Below are 17,845 nucleotides of genomic sequence, written 5' to 3'. Positions count from 1 at the left end.
GAGCGCCCGCGCCTGGGGCATCGCCTGCTGCCGGATCAGACGAGCATCCAATGATCGAATGAGAACTCATAGATCCTGCCATCGTTCTCATTCGGATGCGAGTCGTTGTCCTCAACGCGATCGACGATGTACAGGCTCGTATGGGTCGGATCGTCGCTGCTCGGCGCCAGCGCCAACCCCGCCGGTTTGTGCGTGTTGGCGGCAGAGATATCGAGCGTGCCCAGCAATTGCCCTGTGGGTGTTACCATCGCCACCGAGTCCCGTGACTGAATGATATAAAGGATGTCATGGACCGGGTCATACGCAATGCTCTCGTCGGATGGGGTTCCCAGCGAGTGCGCGGAGAAACTCGTCACGATGTCATCGCCGCCAGTGCTCGCGACACCGTCGAATTTGCCGTTCGGACCCGGCGCGACGGTGTAGATCTTCTGACTTGTGCCATCCGCGACGTACAGGACGCCTCGATTGGTATCGTACGCAATCCCCTCCGGATCCGTGCTGCCGAATGCGGACGTCTTGAACGATGTCACGATATCATCGGACGTGTTGTAAAGTCCGTCCTGCCCGGGGTTGAGCTCGTAGACGCTCTTCGTGCCGGTGTCGTCCGTGAAGAAGAGATGCTGGTTGACGGGATTGTAGGCGACCCCGGAGGGCTCGTCGGAAAAGCTGATGGTTGTGAGCGTGCTCGCCAGGGCGCCGCTCGGACTCATCTGAAAGAGATTTTTGCCGGTAAAAAGGGCAGGCATCTCGTCGACTTCGCTGTCGGCTACCAGCAGCGTGCCGAGGTGGGAGATATAGACGATGTCCGTGGGGTCGGGGCTCGGCGGCGACCACTGCCAAGTCAGGATGGTATGTTCCAAAGTCACTGACGTGGGCAACTGGTTGCCGGTGACGCCGACGCTGAAGGCGTGGGTATCCGTGCTGCCGTCGGAGGAGGTTGCGGTGACCGTGAGGTTGACCGATGGCTCTGACTGGGCGTTGAGCGTGCCGGTGCTTGAGCGCGTGATGACGCCGGTGGTGGGGTCGATGGCGAAGCGCGCATCATTGAGGCTGTAGGTAACCGTCGAGCCGGCGTCGGGATCCGTGGCCGAGGCTGTGATCCCGATCGCGGTGCCCGCTGCGGCGTTCTGGGCGATCTGGTTGACCGCAGTGTCGGCGTCGGGTGCAGTGTTGAAGGCAACCGGCTCGGGACTGTTGACGACGGCGAGGGTGAAGCTCTGGTTGGCGGTGCTGCCGTCGGAAGAGGTTGCCGTCACCGTCAGGTTGATCGACGTCTGGGTCTCGAAGTCGAGCGCGCCGGTGGCCGAGCGCGTGATGACACCGCTGCTGGCGTCGATGGCGAAGCGCGTATCATCGAGGCTGTAGGTGACGGTCGAGCCGACGTCGGGATCGGCGGCCGAAGCGGTGATCCCAATAGGGGCGCCCGCCGCGGCAAGCTCGGCGATCTGATTGGCAGTGGGGTCGGCGTCGGCCGGCGTGTTGAAAACCACCGGATTGCCCGGCGGACCGGGCAGCTGATATTCGATATGCAGCAGCGGTGCGCTGGTCGGCGAGTACTCATAGGAATCGGCTGTGCGCGTGCCGGTGCCGGTGATCAGGAATGCCATGTCGTTGAGTGCCGCCCAGCCGGAGCGGTTGACGATCTCCTGAACGATCGCCGAGAGGTCCGGCGTGCGCTCGGCCAGGCCTTGGGCGCCCGCCGTGGTCCACGGGTCCGGCGTCCAGGCCGTGGACGCGTCCGTCGTCGCGCGCGAGGACACGTTGAAGCTGGCCGACGTGAAAGCGCTCGCGTCGTCGCTGTATTCACCTTGAACCAGCAGCGACGTCGCGCCGGTCTTCACCTCGTTGGCCTGGAACTGGATGTAGGCACCGGTGATGATGGCGCCCTTGGGGATGTCGATGCCGGTAAAGCGGAGGCCGACCGTCTGGCTGGTGGTGCCGTCAAGGCCCAGTTCCAGGTCATTGATGTTGGCTGATATCGTGCCGGAAGCCTTCTGCTCGACATCGTCGCCGGCGGCCGCCACCCTCGTTTCGAAGATCGGGTCGACCGCACTTAGGCTGGCGGCGAGGAGGCTGCTGCTGGCGACCGTGGCCCCCGTCAGGGTGGTGGTCGTGTCTGCCACTCGGTCGGATGCGGGGGCGGGCCAGGTGATGCCGCCGTTCCCAAAACCCACCGCAGAATGCCAGGAGCCGGCATTCGCCGTCACACTGTCGAGGACGGTGTTGTCGAGATGAATGCCAATCCTGGCGGCTGCTTCGGCGAGGCCGATGAGTTTCAGTCCGCCATCGGGCGCCCAGGTCGGAGGGATCTCGAGCGTGGAGATGAGGCTGTCGATCTTGCTCGCAGCCGCGCCCAAGCCGGGATCGTCCTTGCCGGTTTCGGCGGTCAAGCCGTCACCAGGATCGGCGGTCCAGTTGTCATTGGTCAGCCAGTCGCCCTTGATGCCAAGGTCGATGTCGAACTCTGTCATCAAAGGTTTCGCGTCACTCCCGCTGCCGGGAGGCCAAGGCAGTTTAGCCATGTTGAATCTCTTTCCGCATTTTTCCTCGATCTAAGACCAGAATCTCGATGCGCCCGAAGGGGACGTCACAGCCAGCGACGCCCCCGAGGTGAGCACAACGACGTTGCCCATGAATGCTGGGATGTTGCCCATGAATGCCGGCCGGGCTGTCGGGTACAAACGCCGAGCCCGGCCGGCGATCAGGCTGCTTGCTTCGTTATCCCGGGCGGCGGAGCGGACGCCAAGCGGGCGCTACGGACGCGAGCAAGCGCAGCAGGGATCGCCCGTCCTGTCCAAGGAACAGCGACGGCAGGATCCAGCACAGCAGCAAGCCCCCAGCCGCCGCCAGCAATGCCGTATCGATGAGCAGGGCAAGGGCAGGCAGTTGCAGCTCGCGCAACCATTCCACGAATGCCCAGATGCCTGTTCCGAGAACGCCTGCGAGCGCGAGGCCAGGCATGTGCGCCATGGCGAATTCCGACCACCGCATCCCGGTCACGCGAAGGCTCAACTGTGCCATGAGGATGAAGTTGACCCCGAAGGCGGCGCCGACGCCGATCGCCACGCCCTCTATGCCCCAGAATTGCCCTATGACGGACCCGACAAAGACGCCGATGGTGAAAACAGCCTGGCGCCAGGCACGGGCGTAGACCGTGCCTGTTGCCCGCGAAACGGAATCGCTGAGCTTGTAGCTCGTGCGGAACAACATGCCGAATGCGAGGATCTGGAGCGGGCCGACAACGCCCTCCCATCCCCGTCCGAGAATGACCGCCACCAACTCGGGCGCGACGATCGCCACGACCACGCTGGCCGGCAGGACGAGCAGGGCGCAACCCGCGACCGCGCTGCGATAGGCGCGAGCAAGCCGCGCGGGCTGCTCCTGGACCAGTGCCATGGTCGGGAACAGCACGCGATCGAGAACCTGACCGACGATGACCGCAGGCGTCGTCATGAGCTGCGACGACAGACCGTACAGGCCGAGCGCATCGGCGCCGAGCCAGCGGCCCACGACAAGCTTGTCAGCCTGGGTGGCGAGGTAGTTGAATATCCGGGCAATGGTGAAGCCGCCTCCGAAATAGAGCAGTTCGGCGATGGCGCGTCGCTCCAGCAAAGGCCGCATCGGGTGTGGCTGGCCTATGAGCAGCACGATCATGCGTGTGAATTGCTGGATCAGCACGGCCGCTACAAGCGCCCAGATGCCGAAGCCGAGCCAAGCCAGAACCGGCCCGGCAACGACGTAGCCCACGGCAAAGGCGCAGGCGTCGATGAGTGCCAGCCAACGGAACCGCAGCGCGCGCTGAGCCGAAGCCAGTGCCACCATGGAAACCCCTTGGAAAAGGAACACGAAGCAGACCGCACGCACGACCGGAGCCAGTTCGGCAAGCCGAAGGAGGCCGGCAATGGCGGGTGCCATCGCCCAGACCAGTGCGGACACAGCCAGCCCAAGGAGGCACGACAAGGTGAACCCGACCCGAAGATGCCGATCCTCCAGAACAGGGCGCTGCACGATCGCGGGGGTAATGCCAAGTCCCTGGAAGATGGCTGAAAATTTGATGACGATCAGGGCCGCGGAGTAGAGGCCGAACTCCTTGGGCGAGAGCAGCCTGGCCAGGACGAGGAGGGCGACAAGCTCCGCGACCGCAAGCGCGCCCATGGACAGAGCCGTCCAGAACATGCCCACGACACTGTGTTTTGCCAGCCCGCGCCGGATATCGCTCACGCCACTCTCCACTCACCAGAGCGGTTCAGCTTTTGATAGAATCGCCGACCCGCTCTAACTCTTTGTTTTTACGCAATTTCGGACAGAAAACCGCTACGCACTTTTCCTGGAATTGCTCTAAGCCGACCCAGGCAGGCGGCCATTGCATCGTTCCAGGATCCGCCGAGCGAGACGACGGATATCGCAAGCTCAGGTGGCGCCCGCAGCGCGCCATCCTTACTGAAGGGGTTGGGGAATCTCGTAGCGATAGAACTGCATTTCGTCCCGGATCTCCGGTATGATCGCCGCCAGTTCCTTGCGGTCGAGGCGGAGCCACTTCTGCTGACGGCCGGGATCGATCATCTCCTTGGCCGTGCGAATGATCTCGTCTGTGCAGTCCAACCCACAATGCTGATAGATGCGCCGCAACACCGGCTCGGGATCCTGCATTAGATCCTCATAGCGAAACGACAATACGCGGCCGTTCCCCAGCCTGGCGAGATCCTCCCGGGCCTTTCGGTTGCCTCGCGCCCATTGGCGCGCGATCACCGTCAACTTTTCCTGTTCCTGCAAATCCCGATCGATTCCCTTGTAGCGGGGCCCATAGATCGGCGTGTATTTTCTCCTCAATAGCTTCTTGGCGATGATCTGCTTTATGAAATCTTTTGCGTAATAATGAAGCTGTGTCACCGGAGTGACCGCAAGCGTCCTTCGCAGGCCTTTTAAGGTCTTTGGTTTCTGCCACTTAAGCTCCATCGAGCTTATGCATGAGAATGGATTTCTCGTAATATATAGAAATATGGCTTCCGGAAAAACCTCGTGGACAAGCGGCACGCGCAGGACATTGGAAGGCGTATTTTCCATAACCTGCCGGCCGCCGTGTCGCGACTGGTACTCGAGGAACCGATCGCGAATGTAACGAACGACCTTTTTTGTGGCGTCAGTTTTGACGAATTCGTCATGACGCCGTGCCGGATCGGCATAGAGCCATAATGTCCTTGGTTCATACCAGGTGACAATGTCCGGATGCAGTCCGATCAGCTTCTGCGCAATGGTGGTGCCCGACCGATAGTTGCCGATCAGAAAAATCGGAGGTTTCAACTCTGTTGCCGTCATGACAATTCATCCGTTCAATGCAAGTGAACCAGGATTGCTCGATCCGCCCTAACTCTTTGTTTTCACGCAATTCCGGATGGAAAACCGCTGCGCACTTTTCCTGGAATTGCTCTAGCCGCGCTGAGCGCGGCTACTGGTCCCTGAACGCACGCGTCATCTGGTCCGTCAAAGGCTTCATCAGGTAGGAGATCACCTTGCGGTCGCCGGTTCTTATGAACGCTTCCACCGGCATGCCGGGAATGAGCGAGATAGGGCCGAGCTTCCTGATGTCCTTCGGGTCGGGCGTGATGCGTACCGCGTAGTAGGTTTCATTGGTGTGTTGGTCGCGCGTTACATCGGCCGCGATCATGGACACCACACCTTCCGTTTCGGGGGTTGTGCGCACATTAAAGGCGGTGAAGCGGAGATGCGCGCGCTGGCCGATCAAGAGCTGGTCGATGTCCTGCGGGGCGGCCTTCACCTCGACCGTGAGAGTGTCGGTGTCGGGTACGATCAGCATGATCGGCTCCCCCGCGCCGATCACGCCGCCCACGGTGTGGATTGTCGATTGATGGACAGTGCCTCTGGCGGGAGCGCGAATATCGATGCGTGACAGCTGGTCCTCCGCGGTGATCTTGCGTTCCTCGAATTCGGCGATCTTGGCCTCCACTTCGCGCAGTTCGCTTCCGGTTTCGCTGGAGAACTGCTTGTCCAGTTGCAGGATCTGAAGCTCGACTTCGGCGATGGCCCCCCTTGCCTGCGCCATGCTCGACACAAGCTGCGCCCGCTCGCCCTCGATGCGTGTCGCCTCGCGCTCATATTCGGTCAGCTTCGATTTGAGGATGAGCTTCATTTCCACAAGGCTGCGGATGTCGACGAGTTCGTCGCTGATCAGCACGATCTCCTTGGCCTTTGCCGACGCCTGAGCCGAATAACCTTCGATCTGCTCGCGAAGCTGCTCGATGCGTTCGCGCAGGCGTGCCTTGTTGCCCGACAGCTCGACCCGGCGAAGTTCGAACAGTCTTTGTTCGCTGGCCACCGTGGCCACAATCTCAGGGTCGTTCATTCGTGAGACAAGGATCGGAGCGAGCGTCATCCGTTCACTGCCGTCACGTTCCGCCTCGAGCCGGGACTTTCGCGCATAAAGTTCGTCCAGGTTCTTTGTCACATAGGCTAGGCTGGCACGCGGAATGGTGTCGCTAAGCTGCACCAGAATATCGCCGGCCCGGACATGGTCGCCATCGCGCACGAAGATCTTGCCGACAACACCGCCTGTCGGGTGCTGCACCTTCTTTTCGCTGCCGTCGACGATCACCGCGCCGCGCGAAATGATCGCGCCCGAAATGTCGACTGTCCCGGCCCAGACTCCCATCACTCCGACGAGCAGCGCAACGACGGTCGTCCCGCCCAGCAGATTGCGGTGAATGGATCGCCGGTTGGAAAGCGATCTGCTCAAGATGGCTGCCCTCATTGGCCGTTTCCCTTATCCGGACGTTTTCAATTCGGCAGTTGCGGCGAGCTTGAAACCGGCTGCAGGCCCTCGCCATTGACCTGTGGCATCGGAAAGAACTTGGACAGAACGCCCTCTCTCGTGCCGAACATGTGCATCTGCCCCTCTTTCATCATGAGCATGAAATCCACTGTGGCGAGAATGTTCGGCCGATGCGCAACGATGGCCACGATGCCGCGGCGCGCCTTGATTCTGAGGATGGCCTCGGCAAGTGCCCTTTCGCCTTCCATGTCGAGGTTGGAATTCGGCTCGTCGAGGACGACAAGAAAGGGGTCGCCGTAGAGCGCGCGCGCCAGGGCGATACGCTGACGCTGCCCGGCTGAAAGCGCGGCTCCGCCTTCTCCGATCTGTGTCTCGTAACCATTGGGAAGACCGACGATCAGGTCATGGACGCCGGCGGCACGCGCAGCGGCGACGATGGCCTCCGCATCCGGTCCAGGATCGAAACGTGCGATGTTGGCACCAACCGTTCCCGCGAACAGTTCGACGTCCTGCGGCAGATAGCCTATGCAGCGGCCAAGTCGCTCCGGCGACCACTGATCGAGTGCTGCGCCATCCAGCTTGATACGACCAGCCAGCGGTCGCCATGCGCCGACCAGCCCGCGAACGAGGCTCGATTTGCCGGAACCGCTTGGGCCGATGATGCCGAGCACCGAGCCGGCATCCAGACGGAATTCGACGCTTTGCACGATAATCCGTTGCGTGCCCGGCGCGCCGATCGCGATGCGGTCCACCGTCAGATTGGAACTCGGCACCGGAAGCGCCATCGGCTGGGCATCCAGGGGCAGGCGGGCGAGCAGATTGCTCAGCCTGCGCCAGCTCTGGCGCGCGCCGACGAAGTTCCGCCAATGGGCGATGGCAAGATCGACAGGGGCAAGCGCACGGCCCGCAAGGATGGAGCCGGCGATGATGATCCCGGCCGTTGCCTCGCCCTCGATGACCAGCCAGGCGCCCACACCCAGCATTGCCGACTGGAGCATCAGCCGCAAGGCGCGGGCGAAGCTGCCGAAGCCGCCGACGATGTCGCTGACACGCTGCTGCTGTGCCAGATATTCCCGGCTCGCTTCCCGCCAATGGTCATGCAGGCGCTTGCCCATGCCCATTGCCGCAAGCACCTCGGCGTTGCGGCGACTGGCCTCGGCGTAGCTGTTGCGCCGCACGCCGGTCAGAACCGCGGCGCCCATCGGTTTGCGCGTGAAGATCTCGGTTGCGGCCGTCAGGGTCACCAGCACGATCGCGCCGCAAGTGGCGGTGACCCCGAGGATTGGATGGAAGCTCCAGATGATTGCCAGATAAAAGGGCAGCCACGGCAACTCGAACAGCGCGCTGGGCCCGGGGCTCGACAGAAATGTGCGGATGCTGTCGAGATCGCGCTGCGGCTGCAGCCCGTCGCCCTGCGGGCCAAGGAACAAGGGCAGCCTGGACACGGCTGTGAACACGCGTCCTCCAACGGCTTCGTCCACTTCGGCGCCGATCCTGGTCATGATGCGGCCGCGCACGAGGTCGATGACCGCCTGCCCGATAAACAGGGCGCCTGCCAATATCGCCATCCCTACCAGGGTCGGGATGCTGCGGCTCGGCAGCACCCGGTCATAGACTTGCAGCATGAATATCGCACCGGTCAGCATGAGGATGTTGCTCACGCCACTGAACACCGCGACGCCCGCGAGCGCTCCCTTGCAGGAGCGCAGCGCGCAGGCCAGTTCCGAACCGGGCGCCGGCTGGGTGCCCCCGGCAGAGGATTGAGCGCCTGTGTTCGCCAACACGATTGGCAGGGCGCCCCTCCGCTTCCGCCTTGCCCTGTAGACAGCCACCACCAGCAATCCCAGAACTGCGGCTGTCAGCCAAACCGGGAGAGCGTCCAGTGAACTCCCATCGGCAAAGCGGAGCCAGTCAGGCAGGCGATCAGCCCAGGGCTGTGTCGGCGATGTCAGTCCCCCGAAATCGACAAGGCGCGGCAGAAACCCAATTCCCGCGAGCGTAAGAGCGAGGAGGAGGATTACACCGGGAATGCGCGACCGCACGGTGGGACGCCGACGACGCGGCGCGCGACGTAGCGTCTTTCGGCGCGCCGGTGCCCGGAGAAGGCCGAGCGGCCTCTGTGCCGGTTCAACGGGGACAATCGCCCGGCGGAGATAGCTCCCCAAGACTGTCAGTGCTGCACCGAAGACCACGATCAAAGTACCTGAGATTTGGCGCCGCTATTGTCCGGTGGTCGAATTGTCCGGAGCGTAGAAACCCTTGTTGGCCACGATGGAGACCTCGATGACGTCGCCTGCTCTTACTTCGGTATTCTCGTCGGCGACGAGGTCGTGGGAGATTTTCTGCTCGCGCCGGAAGATCGAAATCTTCACGGAGCCTTGCAAATCGTCGAAGGTCCGCTGTTCGCCGTAGCTAAAGATAAAGAGAAGCTTGTCGGCGACGTACCTTATTTGGCTTTGAGTTTTTCCAAGCTCGACCTGCGTGTCCTGGGTCTGCGCGATCAAGTCCATTTCATAGCTTTGATGCTTTTTTCGCAGCTCGCTTTCCGAGTTCAGGATCGCCTGCCGCACCTGCTCCTGCTGAAGCTCGGTCTGCGCAAGTTCGGCGCGATAGCTGGTGTGGGCTCTCTCGGCCGTCATGACATTCGAATTCGTTATCAGGCCTTTTTCCCGCAGCGACCGGGCAGACTTCAGTTCCTCGAGTTGAAGGTTGGCGGTCTTCTCCCGCTCATTTCGCGAGGTGGCAATCATTTTCGCTTCCTTCCTCGCCCGATCCAACGAGGCCTCAAGGTAGGAAACGTCGTCCCGATACGCGGCAAGCCGCGCGTCCAACTGGGCTTGTTCGGAGGCGACGATGTCGGCAATCAAATGTCCGGCAAACTCGACCGGCGGATCCGGCGGAGCAACGAAAGACTTGTCCTGTCGACTTTCCGCCTGGAGCCGGGCGAGCCGAACCTTGAGGCGATATTCTTCGAGCCCCAGATTCGCACGCGTGCTGCGTAGATCTGCGATTTGCAGGGCGGGTTCCATGTTTCCCACGGTGGTGGCCCGGAAGCCGCCTGCTATGGCGAGCGCATGGCGAACCGTTATTCCCGGTTGAAACGGGTACGATCCGGGATGGGCCACCGTTCCGGAAATGAAGAATGGCCGGTACTGGCCGATCTCCACTTTCACGAAGGGCTCGAGGATGAGCTTCTGCTGCTGAAATGCGCGCTGAATGGCCTGCGAGAGGGCAACGGTGGTGAGGCCGCGCGCCTGGATGTCACCCAACAAGGGAAGCGATATGGAGCCCCGATCATCGACCACGACGTCGAGCGGATAGGATGCCTCGCCGATAACCGAAACGCGCAGGATGTCACCGCTGTCGAACGTATATCCATCCGCGCGGGACGCATTCGCGGCGAGCAGGATGAAGGCCATGGCGAGGCCACCAATGATTGCCAGCATATAGCTGACCGCAGGTTCGAATCCGGCAAACAACGATCGGCTACGATCCTTCGCTCGGAATGGCCTGGATGGAAATTGTTGGTCAGCACGCAAACGCATCGTTCGTACTCCACTTGTATGCCTGCCGTCAGGATCAGTTCGTCGGCCGGAGCGCGACGGCAGGGAAATGTTCGGTTCGAAGAGCAAGCCTTGGACACGCTCCGTCGGGGTGGGGTCCATCAGAGTCCGTGCAACCCCAAGGTCTGCTTGGCGAGGCTCTCGCCAATTCGGATATCGTTCGGCCTGGCGGGTGAAAGGGCCGACTCCAGCACCGACTGATAGATCAGCTCGACCCTTTCGCACATGGACTCCAGCCCCCAGGATGAAAGGTCGGTGAGCTTCGCGCCATCAGCCAGCCGAGCACGATAGTGTTCGTTCTCGAGAAGATCGGCGACCGCCGCCGCCGCGGCGCCCACGTCCTCCGCAGGCGTCACGATGCCGTTCACGCCATGCTTCACGACCTCTTCCACACCGGGCAGATGCGAGACCACGCTGGCCCGACCGCCCGCCAGGTATTGCATCATGACGCGCGGCAATCCTTCTCGCATCGACGTCAGCACGCACACGTCGGCCAGGCTGATCAGCCGTTCGGGCTCGCGGTGATGGCCGATCATGCGAACCCTGTTTGCGAACGGGGATCGTTGGATCGCCGATTCGACTGCGGATCGCGCCGGTCCCTCGCCGGCCAGCAGCAGCCGCACGTTCGGAATTCGATCGACCACCTGGCCGAATGCTTCAATGAACTCGACGTGGCGTTTTCTCGGTTCCAGTGCGGCCAGCACCAGGACCACGGGCGGTTTTGGCTCACCGACGGCCGTCCCCAGCAGCAGATGCGGTTCTTGCGGCCATTGCGCGTTCGCGAAGCGCGCCAGGTCGAAGCCGGAGTGGACGACATGGTGCTGATCGGGGCTACCCAAATGATTGGCGATGCAAATGTCACGCATCGCCTGGCTGACATCGATGAAAGCGCGCGTGAAGTTTGCTGCCAGACGTTCGGCGGCCAGGAACATCAGCCGCTGCGCCTTGCCCACATGCACGAAAGGCAGAATGTGCACGCCATGTATGATGCCTGGGATATTGGCTTCCCTTGCGGCAAGGCGGCCGACGATGCCGGCCTTGCTTTGATGCGTGTGCACGATGTCAGGCCGCCAATCGCGCATGAGGCGCGTGAGTTGCCTGAATGCAGAAATGTCGCGGGATGGTGAAATCGGGTTCAGGAGCGGTTCCAGGGTCACCACCCGAAGGGCTCCGGCTACCGACGCCCGCAAACTCGCGTCGTATTCCTCGCCGTGAACCAGCAGCACCTCGTGGCCGTGCCGCGCCTGGGCGAGACAACAGGCCAAAGTGTTCTCTTCGGAACCTGCCCGAAGCAGTCGGGTGAGCACATGAATAATCTTCATTTGCTTGTACCTCAGGGGACATGAAATCCGGCGGACGGTGCATTCAGGCAGGAGATCGGCGCAGCGGGTCAGGACGTTGGGGGCTTCTCTCGGCGTTTGTCCCGCGCATGGCCGGGATCGCCCGGCCCTCAGTACGGTCGTGGCAAGGCTGCCCGCTTGCGACTGTCGTCATGGTGGTGAATGTCGGCGGTCGAGCCGCCCGCTCTGTCTCTTAGAGAGACAGCCAGATATGCCTGAACAGTTCCCGGTTGACCGTCTCTAGGCTGGCGCCAGCGTCAACGGTCCGGATTTGCGTGTCCCGGGCCCGCAATTCCGCCATCAGCGACAGCCGCGCCTCGAACGCTTCTTTCCTGATTTCTCCCGGCTTCCGCTGCTCGGAGACGGCAAAATCGGAAACGAGGTGCAAAGTCAGGTGCGGCCGGCATTCTTCCATCTTTTGATAGAGTTTCTGCTCGAGCCGGGCGAGAGCTGACAAGCCTGGGATGGCGAACAGGTGCTCCGGGACGGTTGGCCCGTCCAGATATCCTCTGCGCAGCGTCTGCGGCCACCTGTCACTAACGACGATCATGCCGCGTGTTGCCCATCGATGCGCACGCTTCACAACTGCGTATCGCTCAAACGCAATCATGACCGCCCACAATGCCAACCCGGTCGTGACAACGCCTCCCTTGACCCAATTTCGGCGGATGGAATCGTTGCCATCCTGCTGGACCAGAGACTTCAGGCTGCGTCTATGGGGCAAAATCAGGCTCTGCAGCCGCTTGCGAAGCCACCATCCGCGGCCATCGCCGGTTCCGACATAGGCCTGCGCACAGCCGAATTTCCATTGAAATGTCTGGGTCAGCCGATCGACCTGAGTGCTCTTGCCCACCCCATCAGGACCGACGACCGCCACCACAAGCCCACCAGCCACAGGCCGTCTCTTGGGTGGAAGGCGGCCGGGCATCAGGCGCTGAAGCAACCTCAGGGCAAGATATGAGGTCTTGCGCGCGAGATGGACCGCAGCATCGGCGATTGCATAGCGTCCCGTGAAACCGGACATTTCCCGGATCGAACGGCGCAGCCTGGTGAGATCGCCATAGTCAGCGACCAAACCGTCGCCGCTTTTCCGGAACCTGCAGATCGCCGTTCTTCCGCCGCCAAAGGTGTATTCCACGACATGCAAGCCATGCTCTCCGGACAGAGATGGCTCGCCGGGCAGAGATGGCAGGCGTGCGAGTTGGTCCGTCCAACGATCGGGCAGGGTGATCCACCGGCTCCACGGGAAGGCCCAAGCCCGGAAGGCGAAACGGGCAATCGCTATTCGGATCTCGTCTTCGGGCGAGACGACGGGAACCGATGCGTCTTCCACGCAAATCGACTCCCATCGTGCGATCGCTGCATGGTCGAACGCCAGATAGCGCTTACGAAACTCCCGGCCGACCCGGACACCGATGTGCATGTCGAGATGCAGATACCGGCCACGCGAAAAGTCGGGTATGAACCAGTCCTCCCGACCGGCGCAGACATTGTCGTAGCAGGACAGGCTCACGCCGCGGCGACCCTGCATCTGACTGACGATCGAGCAGAAGACCGGGTAGTCGTGCTTGTCCAAAAGGACATCCAGATCGTCCCGGCCAGCAAGTGCGTCCTGCACGGATGCGAGATCCTGAACGATCCCGTATTTCAGGCCGGCCGCATTCAGCGCCCGAAACAGTTCGGCGGCAATCGGCAGTGCCGATACCGTTTCGAAGGGGCGAAAAGGAGCATTTCCGTCAGTTTGAGATGGCCCTGCATCGGCTTCGCTGCCCGCAACGGCTTTCCGCCGCCAGTCGAAGTCTTGCCACGACCCTGCGCCGGGCGTCCTGGCAGGTGCTGGAACGTGCGCGTCCGGCGCCAACGCTTCCGCCAGCATCCTTGCCTTGGCCTCCGGTGACCAGCGACGATATTGTTGCGGCTGCAGGCCATCCCGAAGCTCTCCGGGGCCTGCGGGGTGGCAGCTTCCTGGTTTGGACTTGCGTGAAGGTTTCAAGGGCTTGGATCTCGTATTGCAAGCTACCGCACTGAGGGTGAATCGTGCACCAACTCATCACTCCCTCGCCGGATGGTTTCGGCATCACACTGCGAAAAAACCAACTAGAAAAATATGCTCAATTTTGAGAGACGATCGATATATTCTCTCTATCAATGGTAATTGGAATTGAACGGTTCATGATATCGAGAAGAATTCTAACTGCTCCGGCTCTTCCAACGTAATCAAGGACGCCGAGCTGGTCCGAAAACGGTCCGTCGGTGATCCGAATTCTTTGCCCCGGCCTCAACAGTACATCCGGATGCAAGATGCCGTCGCCGTCGGTCGCCGATATCAGGGACTCAACGACGCCGTATGGCGCCGGTGTCGGCACGCCGTGACTCATGACGAGCTTTCGAACGCCAACGGTAGAGTTGATTGGGTACCAACTTTGCTGATCGACAGCCAAGGAGACAAACAGGTAGCAGTCAAAGTACGCACTGCAAACGGTCTTGACGCTACGAGCGTGCCGAACAGTTCGCTTCCGCTTGGGCAGGTAGGTTCGGAAGTTCTGCGACAGCAGGTGCCGCTCGGCCAGGCTCTCGGAATGCTGATGTGTCTGGACCACGCACCAACGCGCAGCCTTGCCGTCGCGGCGCTCTGTTATCGGCTCCGGAAGTGAATTGTAGTCTAGGTCAGATTGAAGCATTTTTGATATCTCTTCTTTTCTTAGTTGAGATAGTAACTGTCCGATACACTGCTCTCGAGCGACGTATAACGGCCGTATCGTGGTAGCTTTGGTTCGTCCACCATTGTCAGGGCAATGCCGGCGATCTTGGAACGGCCGCCAAGACTTCGGATTCCCTCGGCAGCGGCCTCGCGCGAGGTGTCACGCCACTTCACGACAAAGACGACCTTGTCGACGTGCGGCGCTAGGATCGAGGCATCGGCAGCAGGGCCCACGGGCGGCGCGTCGATTATCACCGTATCGAATTTTCCGCGAAGCTCATCGAGCAGCGAGCGCATTCGCGCCGAAGCCAGAAGGGCAGGCGGGTTCCGCGTCCTGGCGCCGGCAGGCAGCACGCAAATTCCCGAACGTTCGTCCCGATGAATTGCGTTTGTGGCCTTCATCGGCAAAGTCAGAAGGTCAACCAATCCGACCTTATCCCCCATGCCAAAGAAGGCCGTGGCTGCCGAAAGTCGCAAGTCTGCATCGATCACCAGGACCCGGTCACCGTCGGCGACTGCGGAGCAGGCCAGACTTAAAACCAGAGTTGTCTTTCCTTCCCCGGGCATTGCCGATGTCAGCAGCGTGAGACGCGGCGAATGCCCCAACCCCGGCGTAGCCTCCACGCCCAGGCGAAGCCGTCGCACGGCTTCGCTGTATCTGGACAGCGGCCGGCGCTCGAGATAGGCCACGGGTTGGGATTGGGAATTGGCGTCTCCCGACCAGCCCAACATTCTCGGCATGGACGCAAGAACTGGAACGGCCAGTTCTTCCTCTATCTGTTTCTTCGCCATGAAGCCGGAGGCGAAAAGTTCACGAAGAACGGCGCCGGCGCCACCAAAGAAGAAACCAAGCACCAGACCCAGAGCCGCAAAAAGCGGCCTGTTCGGGAAGCTTGGCGAATCCGGAACCTCGGCATCCGTGATCACGCGCACGCCGCTGTTGAGGAGGGTGGATTTTTCCTCGGCGAGCTTGGCGCGAGACAGGAACGTCCCAAAGAGTTCCTTGTTCGCGTCGGCAATCCTCTGCAGGTCGCGCAACTGGACGCCAACCTGGCCTTCGACTTCGGACTTGTCAGATACCGACGCCAGGGCTCGCGAGAGGGAAGCTTCGCGGGCCTCGGCGGCGTCGACTTCATTCTTCAGATTGCCGATCAGGCGCTGAACCTCGGCGGAAATCTGTCCCTCGATGTCCCGGCGCTCCGCCTGAGCGGCCACGACGTCCGGATGCCGTTCGCCATACTTCAGCAGAAGGTCGGTTTCCCGCCGCGCCACCACGGATTGCTGAGCTCGAAGGGCGCTGACGACAACGGACTGCAATACGTCGGGTATGGTCTGGATATCGCCGCCACCACTCAGCAGTTTGTCAACCAGCTGATATTTTGTTTTTTTCTCCGACAGTTCCGCGCGCGCATTGATCAGGGCGACATTCAATTCAGACAGCTGCTGGTCGGTCAGGCTGCCCGATTGTGTCGACAATAAATTATGATCGATCCGGAATTTCTGGACGGCTTGTTCCGACCGGCTGAGTTCTTCCCGCAGATACGCGGCCCGCTCACTGAGCCATGTGGACGCTTTCTTGGCGCCCTCGTAACGGGACTTTACCCGGTCAACAACATAGGCTTGGGCAATTGCGTTCGCGAGGGATGCCGATTTTTCCGGATCGTAGGAGGTTACGGAAAGCTCGATGACGTCCGCAAGCCCGACGCGCGAGACGCCCAGTGCGCCCTTGAGCCAATCCAGTGCCGCCAGCCCGACGTTGGGATCTTCCGTCAGCTTTTCGCCATCGACGACCTTCTGCAGAAGCGAAGTGGACCTCAGGACTGCAATCTGACTCTCGATGAATGTTGAATTGTCCGAAAAGTCGGATTTGGAGTAATCCTGCGGAGTCACATAATCGTTTGGCGCGTCCAGTAAGACTTGCGCGACTGCCGTGTACGATGGCGGGATTTTATAGGCGGCAACCAGGAATACGGCGAAGGTGATCGCTGCAATTGCACAGACAAACTTCCAGCGCCGGACAAGGAAATCGAGAATCTCCCTGACGTCGAGCGGCATCAATTGCCGGGTCATGATCGGATTGTCAGTCGGGCTAGGCATTTCCGAATCCTTGCGACGAACAACAGAACTCCTACCCCTTCAGCGCCGGCTGAATGGCTCGCACTTCAAGATCCTTCGGGCAGCTAGCTGCTAAGTGCGCTCACGCGCATGAAACGGTAAGGTTTCGCCCCGCCATCTGGCATGTCCAAATCGCTCTCTTCCGCCCGTTGACCGATCACGCAACCGGTCAATCGAAACCATATCAGCTTCGCGGACACCCTCGCCATTACCATTAATGAGTAGTAACTCGGCTAAAGGTCGATCTGGTCTACCCGATAGCCTTCCAGAGGTCTTCAGGGCGTCGGCAGGCACCTTTCCCTGTTCATCCGGGAGGTCTACAACAGCACTGGCGCCATCAAGGGGGCGACGGCGAGCGTGCACCCTCCGACGACGCGAATGCGGCGGATACCTCATTTGTCTCGGCGAGCCTGGGGTTGATATGGACACGTACGGCGAATTCGGTTTGGCGTTTGTGGACTGGGTGGCGAATAGATCAGGAGCCATTCTGGTGCTGCTGGCAAGCTTGCCGTTGGCGCTTCTTCTGAAGGAGGGCCGGATGCTGAGCTACAGTGCCCTTGTCGTGTTTGTCGGGGCTGTCGGATTGATTTTGTACAGCTTCGAAGGCCCTGCAGGGGCAGTCCTTGTCGTTCTCGCGAATACTTTTTTGGTTTTGGTTGCCCTGCTTTTCACCCGAAGGCGGTTGTCGCAGATCGAAGACAGGCTGGCGTCGGTAATATCGGCAGTCGGTGACCTGGAGACTGCCGAGGAAAGACGACAAACTTTCAACGCGAAACGTCCCTCGAATTCACGGCCTTTCCTGCGCCGGAAACCAACAGCCGCAACAAAGGAACAGATCGTTTCGGCCGGCGCAGCGGAAAGTCCTGGAAGAGAGAGTCAGTTACTCTCCGGTGCATCTTCGCAAGAACTGCGAGCCCCCGATCTATTGCCAGGCTCTGCAGTTCCAGTATCTTCTCGAATAGCAGGCCGCAATTCCGCTTCCAGAGGATCTCAAAAGAAAGCTGTGCTCGAGCTGAACCATCCCGCCGGCGATGGTTCGGGCCAGTCGAGGCGACCGCAAAGGTCGTCGTGATGGTTGAGTGACGCCCGAAGGACAAGTCCGTTCGATGGCGGGACCATCTGTTCGTTGGTTTGCCACAGGCGACCAGCAGGCACCCTTGCTGATAGAATGAAGTACAGCGCCTTAGGCTGAGCAAGCCTTTTGCAGGCCGGCGCGGCTGCGCCCGGCTGCTCGAATGCCGGCACCGCGCGGCGATGTTTTTCCGAGACCCGCGGTAGTCCTCCCGGGCCAATTTTGGCCGCGCCTGCCCGCTCCAACATCACAGGGTGGTAGGACCCT

The 17,845-nt window shown here is 61.0% G+C and carries 11 protein-coding genes; 1 reads left to right on the top strand and 10 read right to left on the bottom strand.

Annotation, left to right across the window (positions count from 1 at the left end; all coding sequences use genetic code 11):
• Positions 1-35: 35 nt before the first annotated feature.
• The 10 genes from ACSQ3Z_RS23590 to ACSQ3Z_RS23545 all read right to left on the bottom strand — a co-directional run bounded on the left by ACSQ3Z_RS23590 (position 36) and on the right by ACSQ3Z_RS23545 (position 16,488).
• Entirely contained in the window at positions 36-2,471 is a 2,436-nt protein-coding gene (locus tag ACSQ3Z_RS23590; protein ID WP_436173659.1) for an RTX toxin, read from the bottom strand.
• 247 nt (positions 2,472-2,718) lie between these two features.
• The gene (locus tag ACSQ3Z_RS23585; protein ID WP_436173658.1) at positions 2,719-4,221 is read right to left on the bottom strand and encodes a lipopolysaccharide biosynthesis protein; all 1,503 of its coding nucleotides are present in this window, start codon (positions 4,219-4,221) and stop codon (positions 2,719-2,721) included.
• A 216-nt stretch (positions 4,222-4,437) separates the two neighbouring features.
• The gene (locus tag ACSQ3Z_RS23580) at positions 4,438-5,316 is read right to left on the bottom strand and encodes a sulfotransferase family protein (RefSeq protein WP_436173657.1); all 879 of its coding nucleotides are present in this window, start codon (positions 5,314-5,316) and stop codon (positions 4,438-4,440) included.
• A 130-nt stretch (positions 5,317-5,446) separates the two neighbouring features.
• Positions 5,447-6,766: an HlyD family type I secretion periplasmic adaptor subunit gene (locus ACSQ3Z_RS23575; RefSeq protein WP_436173656.1), complete on the bottom strand. Its 1,320-nt coding sequence runs from the start codon at positions 6,764-6,766 to the stop codon at positions 5,447-5,449.
• A gap of 26 nt (positions 6,767-6,792) precedes the next feature.
• Positions 6,793-8,568 (bottom strand): type I secretion system permease/ATPase, encoded by a 1,776-nt coding sequence (locus ACSQ3Z_RS23570; protein WP_436173970.1) that lies wholly within the window; start codon positions 8,566-8,568, stop codon positions 6,793-6,795.
• A gap of 438 nt (positions 8,569-9,006) precedes the next feature.
• On the bottom strand, positions 9,007-10,266 hold the full coding sequence (locus ACSQ3Z_RS23565; protein ID WP_436173655.1) for a polysaccharide biosynthesis/export family protein: 1,260 nt from the start codon (positions 10,264-10,266) through the stop codon (positions 9,007-9,009).
• 185 nt (positions 10,267-10,451) lie between these two features.
• A complete protein-coding gene (locus ACSQ3Z_RS23560) occupies positions 10,452-11,672 on the bottom strand; it encodes a glycosyltransferase (protein ID WP_436173654.1) in 1,221 nt (406 codons plus the stop codon).
• A 211-nt stretch (positions 11,673-11,883) separates the two neighbouring features.
• Complete coding sequence (locus ACSQ3Z_RS23555) at positions 11,884-13,566, bottom strand: hypothetical protein (protein WP_436173653.1); 1,683 nt, start codon at positions 13,564-13,566, stop codon at positions 11,884-11,886.
• Between the two features lie 235 nt (positions 13,567-13,801).
• Positions 13,802-14,371 (bottom strand): transcription termination/antitermination protein NusG, encoded by a 570-nt coding sequence (nusG, locus tag ACSQ3Z_RS23550; RefSeq protein WP_436173652.1) that lies wholly within the window; start codon positions 14,369-14,371, stop codon positions 13,802-13,804.
• A 20-nt stretch (positions 14,372-14,391) separates the two neighbouring features.
• Positions 14,392-16,488, bottom strand: a complete 2,097-nt coding sequence (locus tag ACSQ3Z_RS23545; protein ID WP_436173651.1) for a GumC family protein — start codon at positions 16,486-16,488, stop codon at positions 14,392-14,394.
• A gap of 439 nt (positions 16,489-16,927) precedes the next feature.
• Between ACSQ3Z_RS23545 and ACSQ3Z_RS23540 the strand changes: the two genes are divergently transcribed.
• Positions 16,928-17,578 (top strand): hypothetical protein, encoded by a 651-nt coding sequence (locus ACSQ3Z_RS23540; RefSeq protein ID WP_436173650.1) that lies wholly within the window; start codon positions 16,928-16,930, stop codon positions 17,576-17,578.
• The last annotated feature ends 267 nt before the right edge of the window (positions 17,579-17,845 follow it).

Origin of the sequence: Mesorhizobium sp. LjNodule214 (assembly GCF_964252735.1) — a bacterium.
Taxonomy (GTDB): domain Bacteria; phylum Pseudomonadota; class Alphaproteobacteria; order Rhizobiales; family Rhizobiaceae; genus Mesorhizobium.
Note: the sequence above shows the minus strand (reverse complement) of the source record. Positions and strands in the feature narration are given on the sequence as shown.

Coding starts and splice junctions, on each gene's coding strand:
- ACSQ3Z_RS23590 (WP_436173659.1), bottom strand. CDS start 2,471: ATGACAGAGTTCGACATCGACCTTGGCATCAAGGGCGACTGGCTGACC.
- ACSQ3Z_RS23580 (WP_436173657.1), bottom strand. CDS start 5,316: ATGACGGCAACAGAGTTGAAACCTCCGATTTTTCTGATCGGCAACTAT.
- ACSQ3Z_RS23575 (WP_436173656.1), bottom strand. CDS start 6,766: ATGAGGGCAGCCATCTTGAGCAGATCGCTTTCCAACCGGCGATCCATT.
- ACSQ3Z_RS23560 (WP_436173654.1), bottom strand. CDS start 11,672: ATGAAGATTATTCATGTGCTCACCCGACTGCTTCGGGCAGGTTCCGAA.
- ACSQ3Z_RS23555 (WP_436173653.1), bottom strand. CDS start 13,566: ATGCTGGCGGAAGCGTTGGCGCCGGACGCGCACGTTCCAGCACCTGCC.
- nusG (WP_436173652.1), bottom strand. CDS start 14,371: ATGCTTCAATCTGACCTAGACTACAATTCACTTCCGGAGCCGATAACA.
- ACSQ3Z_RS23545 (WP_436173651.1), bottom strand. CDS start 16,488: ATGCCTAGCCCGACTGACAATCCGATCATGACCCGGCAATTGATGCCG.
- ACSQ3Z_RS23540 (WP_436173650.1), top strand. CDS start 16,928: ATGGACACGTACGGCGAATTCGGTTTGGCGTTTGTGGACTGGGTGGCG.